Source organism: Rhodopseudomonas boonkerdii (assembly GCF_021184025.1).
In the GTDB taxonomy this organism is placed as follows: Bacteria; Pseudomonadota; Alphaproteobacteria; order Rhizobiales; family Xanthobacteraceae; genus Tardiphaga; species Tardiphaga boonkerdii.
This window is the reverse complement of record NZ_CP036537.1, coordinates 2,200,158-2,220,694: the sequence shown is the minus strand read 5'-3', so window position 1 is coordinate 2,220,694 and position 20,537 is coordinate 2,200,158. Positions and strand designations below refer to the sequence as shown.

Here is a 20,537-nt window from a genome sequence, read left to right as displayed (position 1 = left end):
TGGTAGCTTCCCCGCAACAAATTGGGCATGGACATGCTGAGTTCATTCGAACGGCTACGCCATCCGGCGAATCCGGACATTCTGATCGCTGCTGACGACGAACATGCAAGCATCGCCGGCAGCGGTGACTACGCCATGCCGTGGCACTGGCACGATTGCATGATGTTCATCCTGCCGAGCCGGGGGGCCATTGAACTCAAGCACGAAGCCCGGCGCGAAGGGACCTGGTTGTCGAAGGATCGGTTCGCGGTCGTTCCCGCCAACCAGGCTCACGAGACCCATGCGGGCATCGGTCCGCACAGTCATCTTGCGATCTACGCAACAGGCGCCGTGCTCGACAGGGTTGAACGACAGAACGGATCTCTGACCGAATTTCGGCGAAAGACCTCGAAGACTACATTGTTTCACCGAACACCGGCGCTGTGCGCTCTGCATGATCTCCTGGTTCGCAGCGACGCGCGGGCATATGGCAATGCCGATATGCGGCGGGCGCTGTCGTCCGCCTTTCTCATTCAGTGCATCGCCGAGACCCTGGCCGGCGAAGCCGCATCGAGCGCATCCCATCGTGAACACGGCATGGTCGTCGTCGAGAAACTGAAGGACTATCTCACCATCAATGCTGACCGCGATGTCCCGCTCGATGCATTGGAAGAGCGCTTCGGCATATCGCGACGTCACATCACGCGGCTGTTCCGCGCCGGTACTGGCGTTTCCATCGGTGATTTCCAGCAGCGCGTTCGCCTGACCAATGCGGGCGAACTGCTGACCGGAACCGATCTTCCGGTCGGCGAAATCGCGCATCGTGTCGGCTTCGAGAGCGGAGCGGCGCTGGCGCGGGCGATGCGCCGGACCGACGGCCTGTCGCCGACCGACATGCGCAAACGCATGGCCCGATCGGCCAAGACATAAGGCCCGCGCGAACGCGCGCAAAAGCGGCCTCCCACCTAACTTCAGCCGATGCATTGCAAGCAACCTGGGATTTGCCCGGGCTGGGCCGGCCCGTGCGCGATTTCGCGCCACAGGCGCGCGTGAAACCGACCGAGGGATAGACGACATGACAACGATGAATCGCGAGCCGGATGTGCAATTCGTCAGTGTCTTCGGTGCCGGTCCCAATGGCGGCAATCCAGCGCCCATCGTCATCGATGCTGCGGGCATGACCGATACAGAGATGCAGAAGGTTGCCCGGACCTACGGTCATGAAAGCGGCTTCGTGCTGCCGCCTCCGGCAGGCTCGGATGATGATTTCGAATTTCGCTTCTGGGTACCCAATCACGAAATGTCCATGTGTGGGCATGCCACCGTCGGGACGGTTTGGCTGCTCCATGAACTCGGCAAGCTGTACAAGGATCGCCTGTCCATCCTGACCAGAAGCGGCCGCGTGCATGCGCGCATCAGCGTATCGGCCGACCGGGATATTTCCGTGGAAGTCTCCCAACCTGCCGGCGTCGTCGAGCCCCTGCCCGACGCTGCGCGAAGCGAAGCTGAAATTCTGGACGTGCTCGGCATCGACAGGGACAGCCTCGCGCCCTTTCCGATCCAGAACGCCCGCACCAGCCGGACCAAGACGCTCATACCGCTGAAAAACGCCGCCATCCTCGACAGCCTGAAACCCGACTTCGCGAAGATCGAGCAACTGTGCAACCGCATCGACTCGACCGGGCTCTATCCCTATGCCGTCGTCGACCCGGACGCCCAGATCATCGATGCCCGCCAGTTTCCGAGTTCATCCGGATATCCGGAAGATGCCGCAACGGGCATCGCAGCATCCGCCCTCTCATTCGGCCTGCTGGCGAACGGGATCGTCGAAGCATCGGAACGCCTCATCACCATCCGTCAGGGCCGCGCGATGCTGCGCCCGTCCGCCATCCATGTCCGCTTCAGCTTCGACGGCACGGCACCGAATGGCTGCTGGCTCGGCGGCGCCGTTGAGCGCACCGAATGCGAGAAGATCGCATGATGACGACATCGGTGCACCCGTCCGCTTTCGAAGGCGACTATGGCTTTCCGAGAACCGACGTTCATCTCGGCAACTGGCGTCAGGCCCCGTGGAATGTGTGGGCCTTTCGCCATGTGTCCGAACTCATTCCGACGGCACGCATCGCGGCGACGCCAGGACTGACGGAGCCCCCACTCGTCGATGCCTCTGATCTCGTCGGCGAGACATTTCCCTTCGGGCAACGAATGACGCTCGCAGACGCCTTGCGCCTGACGTCCACCGACGCGCTTGTGGTGATGAAATCCGGCCGCATTGTTACAGACTGGCACGCGCCGAATTTTACCCTGCAATCCCGGCACATCCTGTTCTCCGCCAGCAAGTCGGTCACCGCCATCGTCGCCGGAATCGTGCACGGCGACGGCCTCATCGATCTGGAGCACACCGTCGCGCACTACATTCCCGAGCTTGCATCCTCGGCCTTTGCGGATGCGCGCATTCGCGATGTCCTCGACATGCGCGTGAGCCTCGATTTCTCGGAGACCTATCAGGACCCGAGAGGCGATTTCGCAAGATACCGCCGCGCCGGATTGCTCGAGCCGCCGATGACTGGGGGCGTAGCAGAACCGCTGATCGCGTTCCTCGCCTCGCTGCAAAAAGCTGCGAACGATCACGGCGGGCCATTTCACTACTGCTCGCCAAACTCGGATGTCCTCGGGCTCGTCGTCGAACGTGCGACCAAGCAGCGCTTCGTGGATGTCGTAACCGAGCGACTGTGGCAACCGCTCGCTGCGCGGGAGGATGGCTATATCACCGTCGATGCCACGGGCATCGCGCGGACCGGCGGCGGCTTCTGCATGACGCCGCGCGACCTCGCGCGAATCGGCGAGATGATGCGGCTGGGCGGCGTCGCAAACGACCGTCGCATCGTCCCGCAGGCCTGGGTCGAGGATACGATCATGAATGGCTCGGTCGAGGCGTGGCAAGCAGAACCAGCTGCCGGTTGGTTGCCCACCGGCCGCTATCGCAACAAGTGGTATCAGACCGGCAAGCCCAGCGGCGCATACTTCGCCCTCGGCATTCACGGACAGTGGCTCTATGTCGATCCCGCAGCCGAAATGGTCGTGGCAAAGTTCTCGTCGCAGCCCGCGCCCGTCAACAATGCGTTGAAGGCTCTCAATCTTGCGCTGTTCGATGCGCTCGCGGATCTGAGCTGAAGCATCGATGGGCAAGGCGCTCCGCGCCTTTGCCCACTCTCCTTTCAGGACCGGCTTACATGCACCGCCGGCACCTTGCCGGCATTCCACTTGCCGTCGATCGCGCGCTCAATCTGCGCCGCGAGCTGCAACAGCAGGCCGTCATTGGCCTGCTTCGCCTGCGCCTGGATGCCGAGCGGCAGGCCGTTCTCCTGGCTCGCCAGCGGCAGCGAGATGCCGGGAATGCCGCATAGATTGGCAAGCGGCGTATAGGCGAAGAACTGCCAGAGATTGGCGAACCAGTCATGCACTGACGGATTGTCACTCATGGTGAGATATTCCGTAGTGCCAATCTTCGGTGTCGGCTTCGCCGTGATCGGCGTCAGGATGATATCGTAGCGTTCGAAGAAATTGCCGAAGGCGCGCGACGTGGTGTTGAACATCGCCTGCATCGCCGCACGTTCGGTGTAGGACGTGTTCAAGCCGGTTTCCCAGATCTTGATGTTGATCGGCTCCAGCAGCTCGGTGGTCGGCTCTTTCAGACCGAGCCGCGCCAGATGGCCGGCGATCACCTGCGCGAAATTGCTGATGTAGCAGGTCGTCTGCGCTGCGAAGGCGGCGCGGAAATCGACCTCGGGCGCCGCCCATTCCACGTGGTGCCCGAGTCCTTCGAGCAGCTTGCCGACACGTTCCAGCTCGGCCACGAAATGCGGCGGCGATTTGTAATCGCCCCATTCATGCGAGAGAGCGATGCGCAGCTTGCCCGGATCGCGCTTGATCAATTCGCTATAGGGCTCAGGAGGCGACCAGAACGGCATGAATTCGCCAGGCGCACCGCCGCGGCAATTGTCCACGAAAGCGGCGGTGTCGCGTACGCTGCGGCTGGTGCAGCCCTGGATCGACACCAGTCCGGAGAGATCGGACAAGGCCGGCGCCAGCGAATAGACACCGCGCGATACTTTCAGGCCGATGGTGCCGCACACGCCGGCAGGAATGCGGATCGATCCGCCGCCATCGGTGGCGTGCGCGATCGGCAGCACACCGGCGCCGACCATCGCCGAGGAGCCGGCCGAGGAACCGCAGCTGGTATAATCCACGTTCCAGGGATTACGCGTGACATAGAGCTTGTTCTCGGCGGAGCTGCACACGCCGAATTCCGGCGTGGTGCTGCGACCGATGATATTGAGTCCGGCCTTACGGATTTTTCCGGTGAGGAAGCTGTCCTGCGCAGGGCGATGGCCCTGCATGATCATGGAGCCGAATTCCTGCAACCGCCCCTTCAGCGTCGGCCCGAGGTCTTTCATCAGATACGGCACGCCGCCGAACACGCCGTCGGAATTCATCCCGTCCTTCAGCGGATCCGCCACCACATCGTCGAACACTTCAACGACAGCGCTGAGCGCGGGATTGGTTCTGGCGATGCCGGCCGCTGCCTGTGCCGCCAGTTCGACCGGCGTGAGTTCGCGCTTGCGCACGCGCTCAGCCAGCGCGATCGCGTCATGCCTCGCCCACTCGTCCCAACCCATCGCCAAAGTCATGTCGTGCATCCGTTCAACAAAGTGATTGTTGGAACGAAGGGTAAGACGTCGGTGACGACGCTGTAAACCAGCGGCGTGCCGGCGCATGGAGCCTATGCGCAAGCTCTGCCGTAGGGCGGATGAGCGAAGCGTAATCCGCCGGCTTAGGTCATTGTTGAAACGCCGCGGCGGATTACGGCTTCGCCTCATCCGCCCTACGAACGAGTTCTATCGCGTCACCGGCTCATTCGTCGGCTTCAAGAACGCCTTGATGTCGGCGGCAGCTTCGTTGAGCTGCGCATCCTGATCGTACACGTCGTTGCGGAACTGCACGATACCGTCACGCGCCATCCACGCCGTGAGATAGACCCACGCCACCGGCACGCTCTTGCTCAGCCTAATATCCTGGCGCAATCCCGTCGCGATACCGAGATCGATCTGGGTGCGATCCCAATTCGCCGTATCCTTCAGCAGCCATGCCGCGAGATCCCGCACGTTGTCGACGCGCACGCAGCCATGGGAGTCGAAGCGATAATCGTTCGCGAACAGATTGCGTTGATTGGTGTCGTGCATATAGACGGCGTAGGAATTCGGCATGTCGATGCGCACCCGGCCAAGCGCATTCCACTCGCCGGGGTCCTGACGCACCGTGACATCCGGCACCTTGCCTTCGTTCCAGTCGATGCTGGCGGGATCCAGCGCATTGCCGCGGCCATCCAATACCTGCATGTGCATGCGCGCGAGATAGCCGGGATCCTTGCGCATGCGCGCGGAAATCTCGTGCTGGGTGATCGAGGACGGCACCGTCCAGGTCGGGTTGAGGTTGACGTTGTTGATCTGGGAGGTGACGGTCGGCGACGGCTTCTCGCTCTTGCCGACCACGACCCGATAGCGCCGCACCACCTTGTCGCCTTCGACCGCTTCGGCATAAGCGGCCGGGATGTTCACCACCACATAACGTTCGCCGAATTTGAAGTCGATCGCCTGCATCCGCTGCAACGACGCCTCGAGCTGCTGGATACGCTTTTCCACCGGCACGTTCAGCGCCGCCAGCGTGCGCGGGCCGACGAGACCGGTGGCGAGCAACCCGTTGCGAAGCTGGAAACGTTTCACGCCGCCGATGAGCTCATCGTTGTAGGGGCCGGAGCTTTCCACGGTGAACAGATCGCCGGTGACCACGAGCCGACGCCGCAGCAATTCGACATCCGGCCCTTCTGCGCCCACCGCGTATTTGGCTTCCGCCGGAACCAGCGGCCAGCCGCCCTTGGCGGCGATGGTCTTGTAGCGCTTGATGGCCTCTTCGGTGCGCTGCGCGGACTGCGGATCGAGCACCGGCTCGCCATATTGCGCGAGGATCGCTGCGGAGCGCTGCTCCGGCGTCATGTCCTTCGTGTCAATGATCGCATTGGCGTTTGGCGCCTTGGCCGGCGCAGGCGCTTGCGCAAGAGCCGTCGATGCATGCGCCGCCAGAGCGACGACCAGTAGGGTGAACCGCAATCTCATGATTCAAATCCGATGTTGCCGGAGCAATAATCCGAGCATGAAACGAAATGTTCATGCTTTGATTAAGATCTGAATAAATGCGGTTACCGGAAGGTTAACGCCAGTCGATCGTCATGACGAGGAGCGCTTGCCACGAAGCAATCCAGCTCTCGTTTGTCTGGATGGCTTCGTCCAAACGAACTGGCTTTGCCAGCACGTCAGGCCTGCAATGAGTGGCAGGCTATTCCCACCAGTTACGCTGATACACCGGCCGTTCATTCTGGCCGCTGCGGCGGCGCATCGCGTTATTTTGCGGAGCGCGCTCGCGCGGGAAGAACATGCTGAAGCCGTCATCGTAGCTGTCGTCGCCGCTCGCAACGGCCGTCATTGGCGGAGGCGTCGGCTTGCGGGTAATGAAACCACCCTGCGGATGATTGTTGAGTACGGTGACGAACTCGGTGCGATAGTTGGTTTCGGCGCTCAGCGGCTCGTCGGAGATCACGATCGAGGAGCGCGGCAGCGCCGTCGGTCCGATCCGGTCGAGCACCTCCTGCGGAATGGTGATGCGATCGAGCGCGCTCTTGGCACTGTCGCCATCGTCGATGGTCACGGCGCTCCAGCGCAGGCCTGCGCCGTCCTGCGCCATCGCCGTGAACACATGCGTCCCGATCGGTCTGCCGGCGTCGCGGATGGCGACCGGCACTTCGATGCTGGCGTCGAACACCTCGCCGCCGCCATCCGGCGCCGGCTTATGCGTGTTGCGGCGAACATACAGTTTCTGCGTCTCGCGGCTGATATAGACCGAGACCGGTTCGGCGGCGAGCTTGGCGTCGTTGGCCGCGGCGGCGGTGGCAACCTTCCTGGCGTCTGCAACCTTGGACGCATCCTTGGCTGCGGTGGCCGCATCGCGTTTGGCCGCCGTATCGGCCTTGGTCGTCTCGAACTGCGCGGCGAGTTCTGCAGCCTTCGCCGCCGCCTTCTGCTGCAACTCCTCGGCGCGCGCCTTCGCCTGATCGGTCGCTGCAGCGGCCAGCGCCTTGTCGGCGGATGCAAGCTGGGCGTCGGCGCGGGTCTTGGCAGCCTCGAGCTTGCGCAGCGCCGCCGGCAGCGGCTTTGCGTCACGTGCGGTCACCGTCGCCAGCTTCTTCGCCTCGGCAGCAGCGGCGGCGGCCTCGGCCGCTTCGCGCGTCGCAGCCTCGGCACGCGCCGGCGCAGCTGCGATCACCTCGGGCTTCGGCACCAGCAGCGCCGGATGCGAAATATCGACCGGCGCCGCATCGATCGGCGAGACGATGACGCGCATGCCGATCCTCGTTTTTTCGAACATCCTTTCGGCAAAGCCATAGGGCATGCGCACGCAGCCATGGGAGGCGGCGTAGCCCGGCAGAGGTCCGCCGTGCAGCGCGACACCGTTCCAGGTGATACGCTGCATGTGCGGCATCGCCGCGTCATCATACATGTTGGAGCGGTGATCCCTGTTCTTCTCGAGGATCGCGAACACCCCCGCCGGCGTTTCGCGTCCCCCCACCCCGGTCGACACCGGCGCGCGCGCGATCCATCCGTCGGCATCGTAGAACGTCACCTGCTGGCTCCTGGTCGATACGATCGCCATGATCGGCTCGCCGGCATTACGCGGCGCCATCGCCTCGACGATCTTCGCCGGCCGGGCCTGCTTGGCGGCCAACGCGGAGACCGGCACCGTCACCACCGCCGCGAGCGTCATGACAACGGAAGCCATACGGCACCGCGTCGCCACGGTGGCATGCGCCGTCACCAACCGAATTTTCATGCAATGCCCCAAATCGAATCTCTAGCCGGAGACCAGCCTTGCAAATGTTGATTGCGATTTTATCAATTCGCGCCCGCACGGAGCGGCCGACGCCAAATCACGCGTGAAATGACCTCATATATCACGGAGCGCGCCGGAGGAAGATGGCCCACCGTCACACCCGGCAGCGGATAAATTGCGGGATGGGCAAGCTGCGCGTTGCCCGCCCTGCCCAAGCGCCGGTCGCGTCGTCACTGCATGCTGACCAGCGTCATGTCCAGGAACCAGGACTGCGGCGAGACGAAGCCCTTCACATTTGTGGTCATGGCGCGTGGATTGAGATCATGGACGATGTAGAGCCAGGGCGGATTGTCCACGAGGCGCTCATGCGCCTTGCGCGTTGCATCCGCGATCACCTTGGGATCGGTGGACTCGGCCAGCGTCTTCAGCGCGTCTTCGAACACATCGTCCTTCCACTGCTCGAAATTGAAGCCGTTCGGGGAGAAATTCGCCGCCGCGAAGTAGCGCGCCATGACGCCGGCATCCGAAGAGGGCGACGAGATGTTCAGGCCCATCGCTCCCTTCAGATTCGGATTGTCCGGCGTCAGGCGCGCGGCCGTGAGCAGCACGGTCCATTCGACCACATCGAATTCGACATTGACGCCGCAAGCTTCCTTCAGGTTCTGCTGCATGAACTCGTTCATCGGCATCGGCAGCATCTGGCCGGAGCCTGAGGAGGAAATCTGCACCTTGAAGGACAACGGCTTCTGCGGGGTGAAGCCGGCTTCGGCGAGCATCGCCTTGCCCTTGGCGGGATCGAATTTGTAGCGGTTCGCCGGGCTGCCGAAATTCGGATCGGACGCCTTCAGCCATCCCACCGACGGCTCGGCGGTGCCCGACAAAAGCCCTACCAGTCCTTCGCGATCGACACAGTAGTTCAGCGCCTGCCGCACCCGGACATCCTTGAACGGCGAATTGGCGGCACCGATATTGTAGAACCACGGCCAGACATGCGGATAGGAGCCGGTCGTGATGGTGAAGCCCGCCGATTTCAGCGAGGCGAGACCATCCGGCGGCGGCACCTCGATCCAATCCACCTGCCCCGAACGCAGCGCGGCGAGCCGCGCATTCGCCTCCGGCACCGGCATCAGCACGACCTTGTCGACCTTGGCCTTCTTCGCAGCATCCCAGTAATCGTCGTTGCGCAGGAGCTCGACACGCTCGCGCGGCACCACCCGGCTGATCCTGAACGGCCCGGTGCCGGCAGCCGGCAAGGTCGCCACCTTGCCCCAGTCCTTCCCGGCCTTCTCGAACGACGTCGGCGACGTGAACAGCAGATACACGGCCATATAGGGAAAATAGGAAGCCGGCGTCGTCGTCGTGATGGCCACCGTCGCATCGTCGATCTTCTTGTAGGACCCCATCAGCGGCACGCGCGCCCGCGACATGCCCGATGCCGCCGCCTCGAACTGCGGACTGTCGTTCTTGAAATAGCGGTCGAGATTCCAGATCACCGCATCGGCATTGAAATCGCTGCCGTCGTGAAACTTCACGCCTTTGCGCAGATGGAAGATCCAGGTCCTGGTATCGCCCGGCGCCTGCTCCCATTTCTCGGCGAGACCCGGACGCAGCGTGGCGAGCTGATCCGTCTTCGTTAGGTCCCACAGCACGAGACCTTCGAAGATCGGATAGCCCATGAAGCGTATGCCCTCGAAACCGTTATTGGGCAGGCCCGTGGCTGTCGGGATGTCCGCCGCCGTCATGGCGATGCGCAGCGTGCTTTCGGCCAGCGCCGGCCTCGCCGCGAGCACGCAGGCGGCAGCGGTGAAGGCGAATGCAAGGCAAGTCTTGATTTGACGTGTTTTGATCGCGAAGCTGTTGAACTTGGACATGTCATCTCCGGCAGCCTGCGACCAGGGACACGCACGGCGGGCTGCAATAAGCCTTTCAGCAAATATCAGGCCAGCTACACGGACCACTGCATCAGCGCGAGCGTCCGGCGCAGCGCAACTTGCGAAGTGCTGCTGCGGCGACTACGCTGGCAATGTCGAAAAAGGACATGGCCGGCATTGGTAAGCTCGGCCCCTCTCTGCGAGGTCCTGTGTCGCCCTCACCAGCGAACCCTCGACAAGCACTTGACGCAATCGCGCAAGGGCCTGTCGGGTTATGTGTGCGATGGCGGCGCTTGGCGACAAGACACCCATGACCGGCGGCCCTTGCCTCACAGCAAGGAGAGACCATGCCTGTTATCTCAGCCCATCGCGGCATCATCACCCAGATCAACACCTTCACAACGCCGCCGGGGCAGCAGCAGCCGCTGATCGATTTATTGTCGGAAGCTGCCGCCTGGGTGAGCACGACCGAGGGCTGGATATCGGCCAGCCTGCATCGCAGCCTCGATGGGACGAAGGTCGTGAATTACGCGCAATGCACGGATCTGGATGCATCCCACGCCGTGATCATGCGCTTGAAGGACGCCGGCTACTTCGAGCGCAATGCCAAACTGGGCGTCGCGTCGCCTGGACTTTACGAGACGGTGTTCACACTGGAAAAATAGCGCAAAGCGCAACAAACGTGTCGCTTCAGTCCGTCTGGAGCGACGCTCACTTCTCCTGCAGCAGCTTGTTGTATTTCGCGACGTCGCGCGTCACCAGTTGCTGCAGCACTTCGGGAGCATGCTCATTGGCGCCCGGCGCCACCGTGGCAAGGTCGCGAAACCGTCTCTTCACCGGCTCGCTTTCCACCGCAACGCGTGCAGCCGCATTCAGCTTTGCAATGACCTCCGGCGGTGTGCCCTTGGGCGCGAACAGTCCGTTCCAGCCCTGCGCCTCGAATTCCGGCAACCCGGCCTCCGCCGAGGTCGGCAGATCCGGCAGCGAACCCAGTCGCACATCGGAGCCGACCACGATCGCCTTCACCAGCTTGTCGTCGATGGCCTGCGAGACCGATGCGGCCGAATCGCAGACGCCATCGATCTGGCCGCCGATGGCATCGGTGAGCGCCGGCGCGGCCCCGCGATAGCCGACCAGCGTGACATCGATCCCCGCTGCCTGCACGAAGCTCTTGCAGATCAGGTAATTCGACGAACCGACGCCCGCATGGCCGAGATTGATCTTGCCGGGATTGGCCTTCGCATAGGCGATGAACTCCTTCAGATTGGCCGCCGGAAAGTCCTTGCGCAGGGCGACGATGCCGAACGTCTTCGCGACCATGCCGATCGTGACGAAGGAGTCCGGCTTGAAGGTCAGTTTCGGATAGATCGTATAGGTCGCGGCGCTGGTCCCGGCATTGCCGATGGCGATCGTATACCCGTCGGGCGATGCATGCGCCGCGCGGGCCAGCGCCGTCGAGCCGCCGGCACCGGTGACGTTCTCGATGATGATGGTCTGGCCGAGCGGGATGGCCATCTGCTCGGCAACGACGCGGGCGATGACATCCGATGTCCCGCCGGCGGCGAACGGAACGATCATGGTGATCGGGCGCGAGGGGTAACCCTGCGCGTGGGCGACCGCCGCGAGCGACATGGAGGTCAGCAGGACGATCGCCCAAGCGATCCAGCGATCAATCACATTCCTCATGCCGCACGCTCCGCTTCAATCAAAAGGGAACGGAGCTTGCAGCCGCGCCTCTTAGGCCGCAAGCAATTTTTCTGCGATGGACAACCATTCGGCCTGTGCCCTGCGGGCGAATTTCGGCGCGCGCTTCATCTGCACCACGAACTCCGCCAAAACCACTTTCGCTTCCGGTATCCGGCCCATCGCATGCAGCAGCTGGCCGTAGCGGACGCTGGCTTCGGCACTCGGCGCATAGCCCAACAGTGCTTCATACTCGCTCAACGCCTCCGCGTTACGCCCCGCCTCCGTCAGCGCCCGCGCATAGAGCAGATGAGCTTCCGCGGATTCGAATTCAGACCAGCGCTTCTGCAGATCGTCGAGCGTTGCGATCGCATCCAGCGGACGTTTGGCGCCGAACTGCGCCCTTGCTTTGGCGAGCGCATATTTTGCCTCATGCCCGAGTGGCAGCGCGAGGATATGCTCGTAATGCTGCACGGCTTCGTCGAAGCGGCCGATCTCCAGACATTCGGCCGCCAGTGCGGCGCGGTTGGTGATCGTGTCGGTGGCCGCGAGCTGTTCCACCAGCCCCCGATAGGTCTTTTCGGGATCGATGCGCCTGGCGACATTGCGGCGTGCCTGCTGCGCCGCACGGCCGCCGAAGATATCCGGCAGGAGCTCGACCACCACATAGGCGACCGCGCCGGCCACCGGAACCATCAGGATGATATAGGCCCAGGGCTGCATCCGGCCGGTGCGGGCAGCGTGATAGACCAGCATGATATCGAGCAGAACAATGACCAGAGCCAGCGGCATGAGCGTCCCCTCAGGCAAGCAACGAACTGCACGAGCCGGCGCAGGGCCGGCCACGTGCCATCCTATGCCGTGATGGACGCAGCGAGATGACGTTGGGTTCGAATGCGCAGTGCAGCTATGCGGCGCGCGCCAGATGGGCTGCGAGGCCGGTGAACAGGCCGCGGCCGTCGGTATTGCCCATGATGTCTTCGACGTGATTTTCCGGATGCGGCATCATCCCCAGCACATTGCCGTTCTCGCTGACGATACCGGCGATCGAGGCGGCCGCGCCATTGATGTTGTGGAGATCGCCGACATCCCCGGTCGGTGAGCAATAGCGGTACAGCACGCGGCCATCGCCTTCGAGGCGTTGCAGCGTCTCGGCATCCGCCGTGTAGTTGCCCTCGCCATGCGCGACCGGGACACGGATCACCTGCCCCGCATTGTAGCCGCGGGTGAACGGCGTATCGGAGCGTTCGACGCGCAGGTGCACGTCCTGGCAGATGAATTTCAGCCGCGCATTGCGCATCAGGATACCCGGCAAGAGGCCGCTCTCGCACAGGATCTGGAAACCGTTGCAGACGCCGAGCACGAGGCCGCCGTCGGCCGCGAATTTGCGCACGGCCTCCATCACGGGCGAACGCGCCGCGATGGCGCCGCAGCGCAGATAGTCGCCATAGGAGAAACCGCCGGGCACGACGACCAGATCGGTGCCGGCCGGCAGCGACGTCTCGGCATGCCACACCATCTTGGCTTCGGTGCCCGACGCCAGCTTGAGCGCCCGCGCCATGTCGCGCTCGCGATTGATTCCGGGGAAGACGAGGACGGCGGATTTCATGTCAGGCTCGGTGCTCATAAAGTTCGGTACAGAGCTCGATGCGATCGAGCCGAAGTCTTGGTGGAGACGGCTTCAGGCGAAAGCCCTATCCCTGCACCTCAACCTTGTAATTCTCGATCACGGTATTCGCCAGCAGCTTGTCTGCTGCCGCCTTCAGCGCGGCCTCGGCCTTCGCCTTGTCGGCACCGTTTGCAAGTTCGATGTCGAACACCTTGCCCTGGCGGACCGAGGCGATGCCGTCGACGCCGAGCGACTTCAATGCGCCCTCGATCGCCTTGCCCTGCGGGTCGAGGATGCCGTTCTTCAATGTGACTGTGACGCGGGCTTTCATTGTCGATTTGACCTGTTTGTCCCCTTGGGGAAATTCCCATCATACAATCTCATCCTTCGAGACGCGGGCTGCGCCCGCTCCTCAGGATGAGGTCCCTCATGGTGAGGAGCGGGCGCAGCCCGCGTCTCGAACCATGAAAGGGTTCAGCTCTTCACCAAGACCGGACCGGTTCCCATCGGGCGCTCGTTCTCTGCCAGAATGCCGAGACGCTTGGCAACCTCGGTATAGGCCTCCAGCACGCCGCCGAGATCGCGGCGGAAACGGTCCTTGTCCAGCTTCTCGTTCGACTTGATATCCCACAGCCGGCACGAATCCGGCGAGATCTCGTCGGCGACGATGATGCGCATCATGTCGTTCTCGAACAAGCGACCGCATTCCATCTTGAAGTCGACGAGGCGGATGCCGATGCCCAGGAAGAGGCCGGTCAGGAAGTCGTTGACGCGGATGGCCAGCGCCATGATGTCGTCGATCTCCTGCGGGGTCGCCCAGCCGAAGGCGGTGATGTGCTCTTCCGAGACCATCGGATCGTTCAGCTGATCGTTCTTGTAGTAGAACTCGATGATCGAGCGCGGCAGCTGGGTGCCTTCCTCGATGCCGAGACGCTGCGACAGCGAGCCGGCGGCGACATTGCGCACGACGACCTCGAGCGGCACGATCTCGACCTCGCGGATCAACTGCTCCCGCATGTTGAGCCGGCGGATGAAATGCGTGGGCACGCCGATGTCGTTCAGGTGCTGGAACAGGTATTCCGAGATCCGGTTGTTGAGGACACCCTTGCCCTCGATCACCTGATGCTTCTTCGCATTGAACGCGGTCGCGTCGTCTTTGAAGTGCTGGATCAAAGTGCCGGGCTCGGGGCCTTCATACAGAACCTTGGCCTTGCCTTCATAAATACGACGTCGACGGCTCATTGGGATGTACCGTGTGTTGTTGAAATCCATGGATGCGGGTTGCTCCGGAGTTTACGGGATCGACCCACGACGGAGCTGCCGTGAAGGCCGGGAACCGAGCTGCGAACCAATCTGTGCACAGATTCCGAATACAGAACTGTGTACATGAAACAGAACGAGAACCGAGCCTGTCGGCAACCTAGCCGATCCCCCCCGCCGACACAATCGATCCGGCAGGACAGAGGCGGGTTTTACCCGATCTCGCTGCTGTCACGGCGGGTCCTGGCCTGCGACCTTGCGGCCGGTTGTCCGGCCGATTCAGCCCTCTTATCTAAGCCCGAAGCTGGCGGTTACAACGTCGCCGGCCCCACATGCCAACCAGGATGGAACCCGACCATGTCATCGATGGACAAGCGCGGACAGGATTTTGAACGCAAATTCGCGCTCGACGAAGAGCAGAAGTTCAAGGCGATGAACCGCCGCAACAAGCTGCTCGGCCTGTGGGCCGCCGAGAAGATGGGCCGGAGCGGCGACGAAGCCGCTGCTTATGCCAAGGATGTGGTCGCCGCCGACTTCGAGGAAGCTGGCGATGACGACGTGCTGCGCAAGGTGCTCGCTGACCTCACCGCCAAGGGCGTGACCATCACCGAAGCCGAACTGCGCACCAAGATGGACGCGCTGATCGTCGAAGCGGTCGCCCAGGTGAAGGCTGGAACGTAACCGCCGATTCCCGCCATACAACCGCGCGGCGCGGTCCACCGATCGGACCCGCGCCGCGCGTGCTCCATAGCTTTGCAGAAAAGCTTGCCGCCCAATCGGAAAGCATCTTTCGCCCGCCGCGGCGGCACTTCGGTGCTCGAAGGTCCACTTAGAGCTATTCAATCCCGCCAGTTGTTCTGTTCGGCGTGACCGCCTGATACAGCGCCACTTTCTGACCTCAATTCGAGAAGTGGCGGGCGACGTGACGACAACACATTTTTGCGGCTTTCAGCGAAGCCCGGGCAACGCAGCCGGCCTGCGCCGGGCGTATTGGCTGATCGGAGCGGCATTCCTGCTCGGCGACGTGACCGCCGCGACCTCGCCTGCCCGCGCCCAGACATCGCTGCCGGCCGTGACCGTCGAATCGTCGGCGCCGGCCCGCCGTCCTGTCCGCGCGGCAACGGCAACGCCCAGCCGTGCACGCACCGTCGCCGCGCGTCGCAACACCACGCCGCCGCCTGCACCGCCGACCATCACCGAACGGGCCATCGCGGAAGCCGCGGCCAGATACGAGCAGATTCTCGGCTATCGCGCGATGCCGAGCGCCACCACGCTGAGGGGCGCCACCTCGCCGCTCAACACCTCACAGGTCGTCAATGTCGTGCCGCAGCAGGTGCTGAGCGACCAGCGCCCGCGCAATCTCGACGACGCGCTGATCAACGTCTCCGGCATCACTCAGGCCAACACGCTGGCCGGCACCCAGGATGCCGTCATGCGCCGCGGCTTCGGCGACAACCGCGACGGCTCCATCATGCGCAACGGCATGCCGATCAATCAGGGCCGTTCGCTCAATGCCGCGGTCGAAAGCGTCGAGGTGCTGAAGGGTCCTGCCTCGCTGCTCTATGGCATCATGGATCCCGGCGGCATCATCAACACCATCAGCAAGCGGCCGGATCTCTATCAGCACGGCTCGGTCACCCTCCTCGGTTCCACCTTCGACAACGGCAACAGCGGAATCAACGGCACCGTCGACATCACCGGCCCGATCGGCACCGATGGCCTCGCCTATCGCTTCATCGCCGATGGCCAGAGCGAGGACTATTGGCGCAATTTCGGCACCCGCCGCGATTCGCTGATCGCGCCGTCGCTGTCATGGTACGGCGAAGACACCACGGTGCACCTGAACTACGAGCGTCGCAGCTTCTCCTATCCGTTCGACCGCGGCATTGCGCTCGACCCGCGCACCTTCAAGCCGCTGGCCGGCGTGCCGATCACCCGCCGCTTCGACGAGCCCTACAACCAGATGTGGGGCCAGTCCGACCTGATGCAGGCCTCGATCGATCACCGCATCAACGAGAACTGGAAGCTCTATGCGAGCTACAGCTACAACGAGGAAACCTATACGGCGAACCAGCTGCGCGTTACCGCGGTCAATCCGGTCACCGGCGCGCTTACCCGCAGCAATGACGGCACATCGGGCGCGCTGACCCAGGTCAGCTACGGCACCTCCTACATGCAGGGCACCGTCTGGCTCGGCGGCTTCAGGAACGAGATCGTGTTCGGCGGCGACGCCGAGTATCGCGTGATCTATCGCAAGGATCTGATCCGCCAGGCCGTGCCGACGCTGAACATCTTCAATCCCGTCTACGGCCTGCAGGGACCGGGCACCACCGTCTCAGCCAGCGACAGCGACCAGACCGACAAGCTCGGCCAGCGCTCGATGTTCGTGCAGGATACGCTGCATGTCACCAACTGGCTGCTGCTGGTCGGCGGCGCACGCTGGATGGAATATGAGCAGATCGCCGGACGCGGGCGGCCGTTCACCGCCAACACCAATCTCGCCGGCGACAAGGTACTGCCCATCGGCGGCGTGATCGTGAAGGTCAACGAGCAGCTCTCGCTCTATGCCAGCTACACGGAATCGCTGAAACCGAACTGGAGCATCGCACCGCAGGCGAGCATCATCACCTCGAGCCTCGCGCCGGAGGAAGGCACGTCCTACGAGGCCGGCCTGAAATTCGACATCAACAAGCGGCTGTCGGGCTCGCTCGCCTTCTACGATCTCAACAAGAAGAATACGGCAGTGACGCAGTTCGACGCCTCGCTCGGCCAGAACGTGCTGCGCACCGCAGGCGAAGCCCGCTCGCGCGGTATCGAATTCGACGTCACCGGCAAGCTCACCGACAGCCTGAGCGCGATCGCGACCTATGCCTATACCGATGCGATCGTCACAGCGGACCCGACCCTGGTCGGCAAGCGCCTGCAGAACGTCGCCATGAACACCGCGTCGCTGTTCATGGTCTACGACTTCGGCACGCTGCTGCCGGGCCGCCTGCGCATCGGTGCCGGCGCGCGTTATGTCGGCGATCGTCCGGGTGAAGCCGACAATTCGTTCTTCATGCCGTCCTACACGGTGGCCGATGCGTTCGCGACATATGAAGTGAAGCAGATGGGCCTGCCGGTGATTTACCAGTTCAACGTCAAGAACATGTTCGATAACGTCTACTTCCCTTCAGCGGTGAACCGCCTGAATGTGGCCGTCGGCGATGCGCGCAGGTTCTCGCTGGCGGCGACGGTGAAATTCTGACCTGAGGCGCAAGATGCAAGCAAGACACCGGAAGCTTCCCACCCTCCTGCTTGCGATCGGTGCAACGCTTCTGTCCTCGGCGGTGTCAGCCGAGGAACTCAATCTCTATACGACGCGCGAAGCCGCGCTGGTGAAGCCCGTCACCGACGCGTTCTTCAAATCGACCGGGATTACGGTCAACACCACCTTCATCGAAGACAATCTCAGCAAACGCGTGACCGGCGAAGGCAAGGCCTCGCCGGCCGATGTGCTGCTCACCATCGGTCTCGACAAGGCCTCGCAATTCGCAACGCTCGGCCTCACCCAGCCGGTCAAGTCAGCGGCGCTCGAAAAAGCCATCCCGTCCGCGCTGCGCGACCGCGGCAACATGTGGTTCGGCATCGCCATGCGCCCGCGCGTGGTGGTGGCACGGAGCGACAGCGCGCTGTCCTCGATCACCTACGAGGATCTGGCAAGGCCCGAATGGCGCGGCAAGCTCTGCATGCGCACGGTGCTGCATCAGAACAATGTGGCGCTCGTCGCCGCCTTTCTGCTCCACAACGGCGCCCCGGCCACCGAGACGTGGCTGAAAGGCCTGAAGGCCAATCTCGCCGGACTCCCCGAGGGCAAGGACAACGACGTGATCCGCCGGATCGCGCAGGGCCGCTGCGAAATCGGTATCGCCAACACCGTGGCGCTGGCGCAGCTCCGCGACGGCCGCGAGGGCGCCGACTGGAAGGCCGATGCGGACAAGGTGAAGGCCGTACCGACCGTCTTCCGCAATCGCGGCACGCATATGAATGTGACAGCGGTGGGGATCGCGAAATACACGCCGCACAAGGCGGCGGCGCTGAAGTTCGTGGAGTTCCTCGTCACCGACGAAGCGCAACAACTTTTCGCCGCAGCGGAGCTCGAATATCCGGTGACGAAGACCGGTGAACGCGCCGCCATCGTCACCGGCATCGGCAGCTTCCCCATCGACGACCGTCCGATCGATCAGATCGCCACCGCGCAGAAGGCGGCAGTGGATCTGATCAGGAAGGCGGGGTTTACGAAGTGATTCCTTCTCCCCGCATGCGGGGAGAAGGTGGCCCGGCATAGCGCAGCGACGCCGGGTCGGATGAGGGGGACTCTCCGTGAATTCGGAGCCCATGGAGAGTCCCCCTCACCCGCCTTCCACATGCTTCGCATGCGAAAGGCGACCTCTCCCCGCAAGCGGGGAGAGGTCAAAAGCTCACCGCCATCCCATCCCGGGCGCCACATGCTTGAGGATGGCCTCGATCACATGGGCGTTGTAGTCGACGCCGAGCTGGTTCGGCACCGTCAGGAGCAGCGTATCGGCCTCAGCAATTGCCTCGTCGCCCTTGAGCTGGTCGATCAGCCTGTCCGGCTCCGCCGCAAAACTGCGGCCGAAGATGGCGCGTTCAGTGGCGCTCAGCATGCCCACCTTGTCCTCATCGCCCGAGCGGCCGAAATACATGCGGTCCTCATCGTTCACCAGCGCGAAGATACTGCGGCTCACCGACACGCGCGGGGTGCCCGCATGTCCTGCCGCCTTCCAGGCGTCGCGATAGAGCCGGATCTGCTCGGCCTGCTGCACATGGAACGGCTTGCCGCTCTCGTCGATCTTCAGTGTCGAAGATTGCAGGTTCATGCCCATCTTGGCCGCCCATTCCGCGGTCGCATTGGTCGCGGCGCCCCACCAGATGCGCTCGCGCAATCCCTCGCTATGCGGTTCCAGCCGCAACGGCCCCGGCGGGTTCGGAAACATCGGCGCCGGATTCGGCTGCGCAAAGCCCTTGCCCTTCAGCACGTCGAGAAACACTTCGGTGTGCTTGCGGGCCATGTCGGCATCGGTCTGGCCTTCCGCCGGCGCGTAGCCGAAATAGCGGTAGCCCTCGATCACCTGCTCCGGCGAGCCGCGCGAAATGCCGAGCTGGAGCCGGCCGCCGGAGATCAGATCCGCAGCACCGGCATCCTCCGCCATATAGAGCGGGTTCTCGTAACGCATGTCGATCACGGCGGTGCCGATCTCGATCTTCTTCGTGCGCGCGCCGATAGCGGCGAGCAACGGAAATGGCGCAGCGAGCTGGCGTGCGAAATGATGCACGCGGACATAGGCACCGTCAGCGCCCAGCTCCTCGGCCGCGACGGCGAGATCGATGGATTGCAGCAGCGCATCGCCAGCCGAGCGCGTCTGCGACGAGGCCGACGGCGTCCAGTGGCCGAAGGAGAGAAAACCGATTTTCTTCATGGCGACAGGTCTCGGGGTGAGTATGCTGAGACCTATCTAGGCGCTTTTCGTCGAAGGAACAGCACAAGCATGGAAACGATGCGTTTCCGGAATATCCCCGACCATAGCCCAGACCGTAGGGCGGATGAGCGCAGCGTCATCCGCCGGCCGAGTTCGAAGTTGAAACTCAGCGGCGGACGGCTTCGCCTCATCCGCTACGCGCCTCAGTCCTCTTTATACCCATATTCCGGCACGTTGCCGCTCGCGCCATAATACTTGTAGGGCAGGAACTTGCCCGACATCGTGATCTTCACGCGGTCGCCCTTCGGGTTGGCGACGCGCTCGAAATCGAAGTCGAAATCGATCGCCGACATGATGCCGTCGCCGAATTCCTCTTCGATCAGCATCTTCCAGGCCGGCCCGTTCACCATCACCATTTCATAGAAGCGATAGATCAGCGGGTCCTGCGGCGGCATCTGCATGGTCTCGGCGCGCATCGGAATTTCGTTGAGCATCGCGGTTTCGGCCTTGGAGAGCCCGAACAGCTCACCGGCATTGGCGGCCTGCGGCTTGGTCAGCTTCATGTTGCCGAGAATGGCGCCGACAATCAGCACGTCGGAATAGCCGCCGATCTTCTCGCAGATATATTTCCAGGTCCATTCCTTCTCGCGCTTGATGTCGAGCAGCTTTTCGGTGAGGTCGGATCGCAGCATGGCAGTTCTCCTTCGGGGTCTT

18 protein-coding genes are annotated in these 20,537 nt (G+C 63.0%); 7 read left to right on the top strand and 11 right to left on the bottom strand.

The features are described from left to right. Positions 1-33 precede the first annotated feature (33 nt). The 3 genes from E0H22_RS10225 (at position 34) to E0H22_RS10215 (ending at position 3,153) form a co-directional block, all read left to right on the top strand. Positions 34-909: an AraC family transcriptional regulator gene (locus E0H22_RS10225; protein ID WP_233025536.1), complete on the top strand. Its 876-nt coding sequence runs from the start codon at positions 34-36 to the stop codon at positions 907-909. A 145-nt stretch (positions 910-1,054) separates the two neighbouring features. After that, positions 1,055-1,960 carry a PhzF family phenazine biosynthesis protein gene (locus E0H22_RS10220; RefSeq protein WP_233025535.1) on the top strand — a complete coding sequence of 302 codons (906 nt, stop codon included), beginning with the start codon at positions 1,055-1,057 and terminating at the stop codon, positions 1,958-1,960. After that, on the top strand, positions 1,957-3,153 hold the full coding sequence (locus E0H22_RS10215) for a serine hydrolase domain-containing protein (protein WP_233025534.1): 1,197 nt from the start codon (positions 1,957-1,959) through the stop codon (positions 3,151-3,153). Before E0H22_RS10220 ends, E0H22_RS10215 begins: the two co-directional genes overlap by 4 nt. A 44-nt stretch (positions 3,154-3,197) precedes the next feature. Here E0H22_RS10215 and E0H22_RS10210 read toward each other — a convergent pair whose 3' ends face one another. The 4 genes from E0H22_RS10210 to E0H22_RS10195 all read right to left on the bottom strand — a co-directional run bounded on the left by E0H22_RS10210 (position 3,198) and on the right by E0H22_RS10195 (position 9,791). Further along, positions 3,198-4,670 carry an amidase gene (locus tag E0H22_RS10210; protein WP_233025533.1) on the bottom strand — a complete coding sequence of 491 codons (1,473 nt, stop codon included), beginning with the start codon at positions 4,668-4,670 and terminating at the stop codon, positions 3,198-3,200. A 207-nt stretch (positions 4,671-4,877) separates the two neighbouring features. Continuing rightward, a complete protein-coding gene (locus E0H22_RS10205; RefSeq protein WP_233025532.1) occupies positions 4,878-6,152 on the bottom strand; it encodes a L,D-transpeptidase family protein in 1,275 nt (424 codons plus the stop codon). 220 nt (positions 6,153-6,372) lie between these two features. After that, positions 6,373-7,920 carry a L,D-transpeptidase gene (locus E0H22_RS10200; RefSeq protein WP_233025531.1) on the bottom strand — a complete coding sequence of 516 codons (1,548 nt, stop codon included), beginning with the start codon at positions 7,918-7,920 and terminating at the stop codon, positions 6,373-6,375. A gap of 230 nt (positions 7,921-8,150) precedes the next feature. Next, the gene (locus tag E0H22_RS10195) at positions 8,151-9,791 is read right to left on the bottom strand and encodes an ABC transporter substrate-binding protein (RefSeq protein WP_233025530.1); all 1,641 of its coding nucleotides are present in this window, start codon (positions 9,789-9,791) and stop codon (positions 8,151-8,153) included. A 347-nt stretch (positions 9,792-10,138) separates the two neighbouring features. Between E0H22_RS10195 and E0H22_RS10190 the strand changes: the two genes are divergently transcribed. Further along, on the top strand, positions 10,139-10,456 hold the full coding sequence (locus tag E0H22_RS10190) for an antibiotic biosynthesis monooxygenase family protein (RefSeq protein ID WP_233025529.1): 318 nt from the start codon (positions 10,139-10,141) through the stop codon (positions 10,454-10,456). Between the two features lie 46 nt (positions 10,457-10,502). Here the strand turns inward: E0H22_RS10190 and E0H22_RS10185 are convergent, their stop codons facing one another. From E0H22_RS10185 to purC, 5 genes are all read right to left on the bottom strand, one after another. Continuing rightward, positions 10,503-11,423, bottom strand: a complete 921-nt coding sequence (locus E0H22_RS10185; RefSeq protein ID WP_233026266.1) for a tripartite tricarboxylate transporter substrate-binding protein — start codon at positions 11,421-11,423, stop codon at positions 10,503-10,505. A gap of 105 nt (positions 11,424-11,528) precedes the next feature. Further along, positions 11,529-12,266, bottom strand: coding sequence for a tetratricopeptide repeat protein (locus E0H22_RS10180; RefSeq protein ID WP_233025528.1), 738 nt, complete (start codon positions 12,264-12,266; stop codon positions 11,529-11,531). Positions 12,267-12,381: 115 nt separating this feature from the next. Continuing rightward, on the bottom strand, positions 12,382-13,083 hold the full coding sequence (purQ, locus tag E0H22_RS10175) for a phosphoribosylformylglycinamidine synthase subunit PurQ (RefSeq protein WP_233025527.1): 702 nt from the start codon (positions 13,081-13,083) through the stop codon (positions 12,382-12,384). Between the two features lie 85 nt (positions 13,084-13,168). Beyond that, the gene (purS, locus tag E0H22_RS10170; protein WP_233025526.1) at positions 13,169-13,414 is read right to left on the bottom strand and encodes a phosphoribosylformylglycinamidine synthase subunit PurS; all 246 of its coding nucleotides are present in this window, start codon (positions 13,412-13,414) and stop codon (positions 13,169-13,171) included. 143 nt (positions 13,415-13,557) lie between these two features. Next, on the bottom strand, positions 13,558-14,325 hold the full coding sequence (purC, locus tag E0H22_RS10165) for a phosphoribosylaminoimidazolesuccinocarboxamide synthase (RefSeq protein ID WP_211909433.1): 768 nt from the start codon (positions 14,323-14,325) through the stop codon (positions 13,558-13,560). 375 nt (positions 14,326-14,700) lie between these two features. Between purC and E0H22_RS10160 the strand changes: the two genes are divergently transcribed. The 3 genes from E0H22_RS10160 (at position 14,701) to E0H22_RS10150 (ending at position 18,629) form a co-directional block, all read left to right on the top strand. Next, the gene (locus tag E0H22_RS10160) at positions 14,701-15,024 is read left to right on the top strand and encodes a DUF1476 domain-containing protein (RefSeq protein WP_233025525.1); all 324 of its coding nucleotides are present in this window, start codon (positions 14,701-14,703) and stop codon (positions 15,022-15,024) included. A 241-nt stretch (positions 15,025-15,265) separates the two neighbouring features. Then, a complete protein-coding gene (locus E0H22_RS10155) occupies positions 15,266-17,590 on the top strand; it encodes a TonB-dependent siderophore receptor (RefSeq protein ID WP_233025524.1) in 2,325 nt (774 codons plus the stop codon). Positions 17,591-17,603: 13 nt separating this feature from the next. Then, positions 17,604-18,629: an extracellular solute-binding protein gene (locus E0H22_RS10150; RefSeq protein ID WP_233025523.1), complete on the top strand. Its 1,026-nt coding sequence runs from the start codon at positions 17,604-17,606 to the stop codon at positions 18,627-18,629. A gap of 174 nt (positions 18,630-18,803) precedes the next feature. Here the strand turns inward: E0H22_RS10150 and E0H22_RS10145 are convergent, their stop codons facing one another. Both E0H22_RS10145 and cynS read right to left on the bottom strand, forming a co-directional pair. Continuing rightward, entirely contained in the window at positions 18,804-19,823 is a 1,020-nt protein-coding gene (locus tag E0H22_RS10145) for an LLM class flavin-dependent oxidoreductase (protein ID WP_233025522.1), read from the bottom strand. A 203-nt stretch (positions 19,824-20,026) separates the two neighbouring features. Beyond that, a complete protein-coding gene (cynS, locus tag E0H22_RS10140; RefSeq protein ID WP_233025521.1) occupies positions 20,027-20,515 on the bottom strand; it encodes a cyanase in 489 nt (162 codons plus the stop codon). Between the last annotated feature and the right edge of the window lie 22 nt (positions 20,516-20,537).

Coding starts and splice junctions, on each gene's coding strand:
- E0H22_RS10225 (WP_233025536.1), top strand. CDS start 34: ATGCTGAGTTCATTCGAACGGCTACGCCATCCGGCGAATCCGGACATT.
- E0H22_RS10220 (WP_233025535.1), top strand. CDS start 1,055: ATGACAACGATGAATCGCGAGCCGGATGTGCAATTCGTCAGTGTCTTC.
- E0H22_RS10215 (WP_233025534.1), top strand. CDS start 1,957: ATGATGACGACATCGGTGCACCCGTCCGCTTTCGAAGGCGACTATGGC.
- E0H22_RS10210 (WP_233025533.1), bottom strand. CDS start 4,670: ATGACTTTGGCGATGGGTTGGGACGAGTGGGCGAGGCATGACGCGATC.
- E0H22_RS10205 (WP_233025532.1), bottom strand. CDS start 6,152: ATGAGATTGCGGTTCACCCTACTGGTCGTCGCTCTGGCGGCGCATGCA.
- E0H22_RS10200 (WP_233025531.1), bottom strand. CDS start 7,920: ATGAAAATTCGGTTGGTGACGGCGCATGCCACCGTGGCGACGCGGTGC.
- E0H22_RS10195 (WP_233025530.1), bottom strand. CDS start 9,791: ATGTCCAAGTTCAACAGCTTCGCGATCAAAACACGTCAAATCAAGACT.
- E0H22_RS10190 (WP_233025529.1), top strand. CDS start 10,139: ATGCCTGTTATCTCAGCCCATCGCGGCATCATCACCCAGATCAACACC.
- E0H22_RS10185 (WP_233026266.1), bottom strand. CDS start 11,423: ATGTCGCTCGCGGCGGTCGCCCACGCGCAGGGTTACCCCTCGCGCCCG.
- E0H22_RS10180 (WP_233025528.1), bottom strand. CDS start 12,266: ATGCCGCTGGCTCTGGTCATTGTTCTGCTCGATATCATGCTGGTCTAT.
- purQ (WP_233025527.1), bottom strand. CDS start 13,083: ATGAAATCCGCCGTCCTCGTCTTCCCCGGAATCAATCGCGAGCGCGAC.
- purS (WP_233025526.1), bottom strand. CDS start 13,414: ATGAAAGCCCGCGTCACAGTCACATTGAAGAACGGCATCCTCGACCCG.
- purC (WP_211909433.1), bottom strand. CDS start 14,325: ATGAGCCGTCGACGTCGTATTTATGAAGGCAAGGCCAAGGTTCTGTAT.
- E0H22_RS10160 (WP_233025525.1), top strand. CDS start 14,701: ATGTCATCGATGGACAAGCGCGGACAGGATTTTGAACGCAAATTCGCG.
- E0H22_RS10150 (WP_233025523.1), top strand. CDS start 17,604: ATGCAAGCAAGACACCGGAAGCTTCCCACCCTCCTGCTTGCGATCGGT.
- E0H22_RS10145 (WP_233025522.1), bottom strand. CDS start 19,823: ATGAAGAAAATCGGTTTTCTCTCCTTCGGCCACTGGACGCCGTCGGCC.
- cynS (WP_233025521.1), bottom strand. CDS start 20,515: ATGCTGCGATCCGACCTCACCGAAAAGCTGCTCGACATCAAGCGCGAG.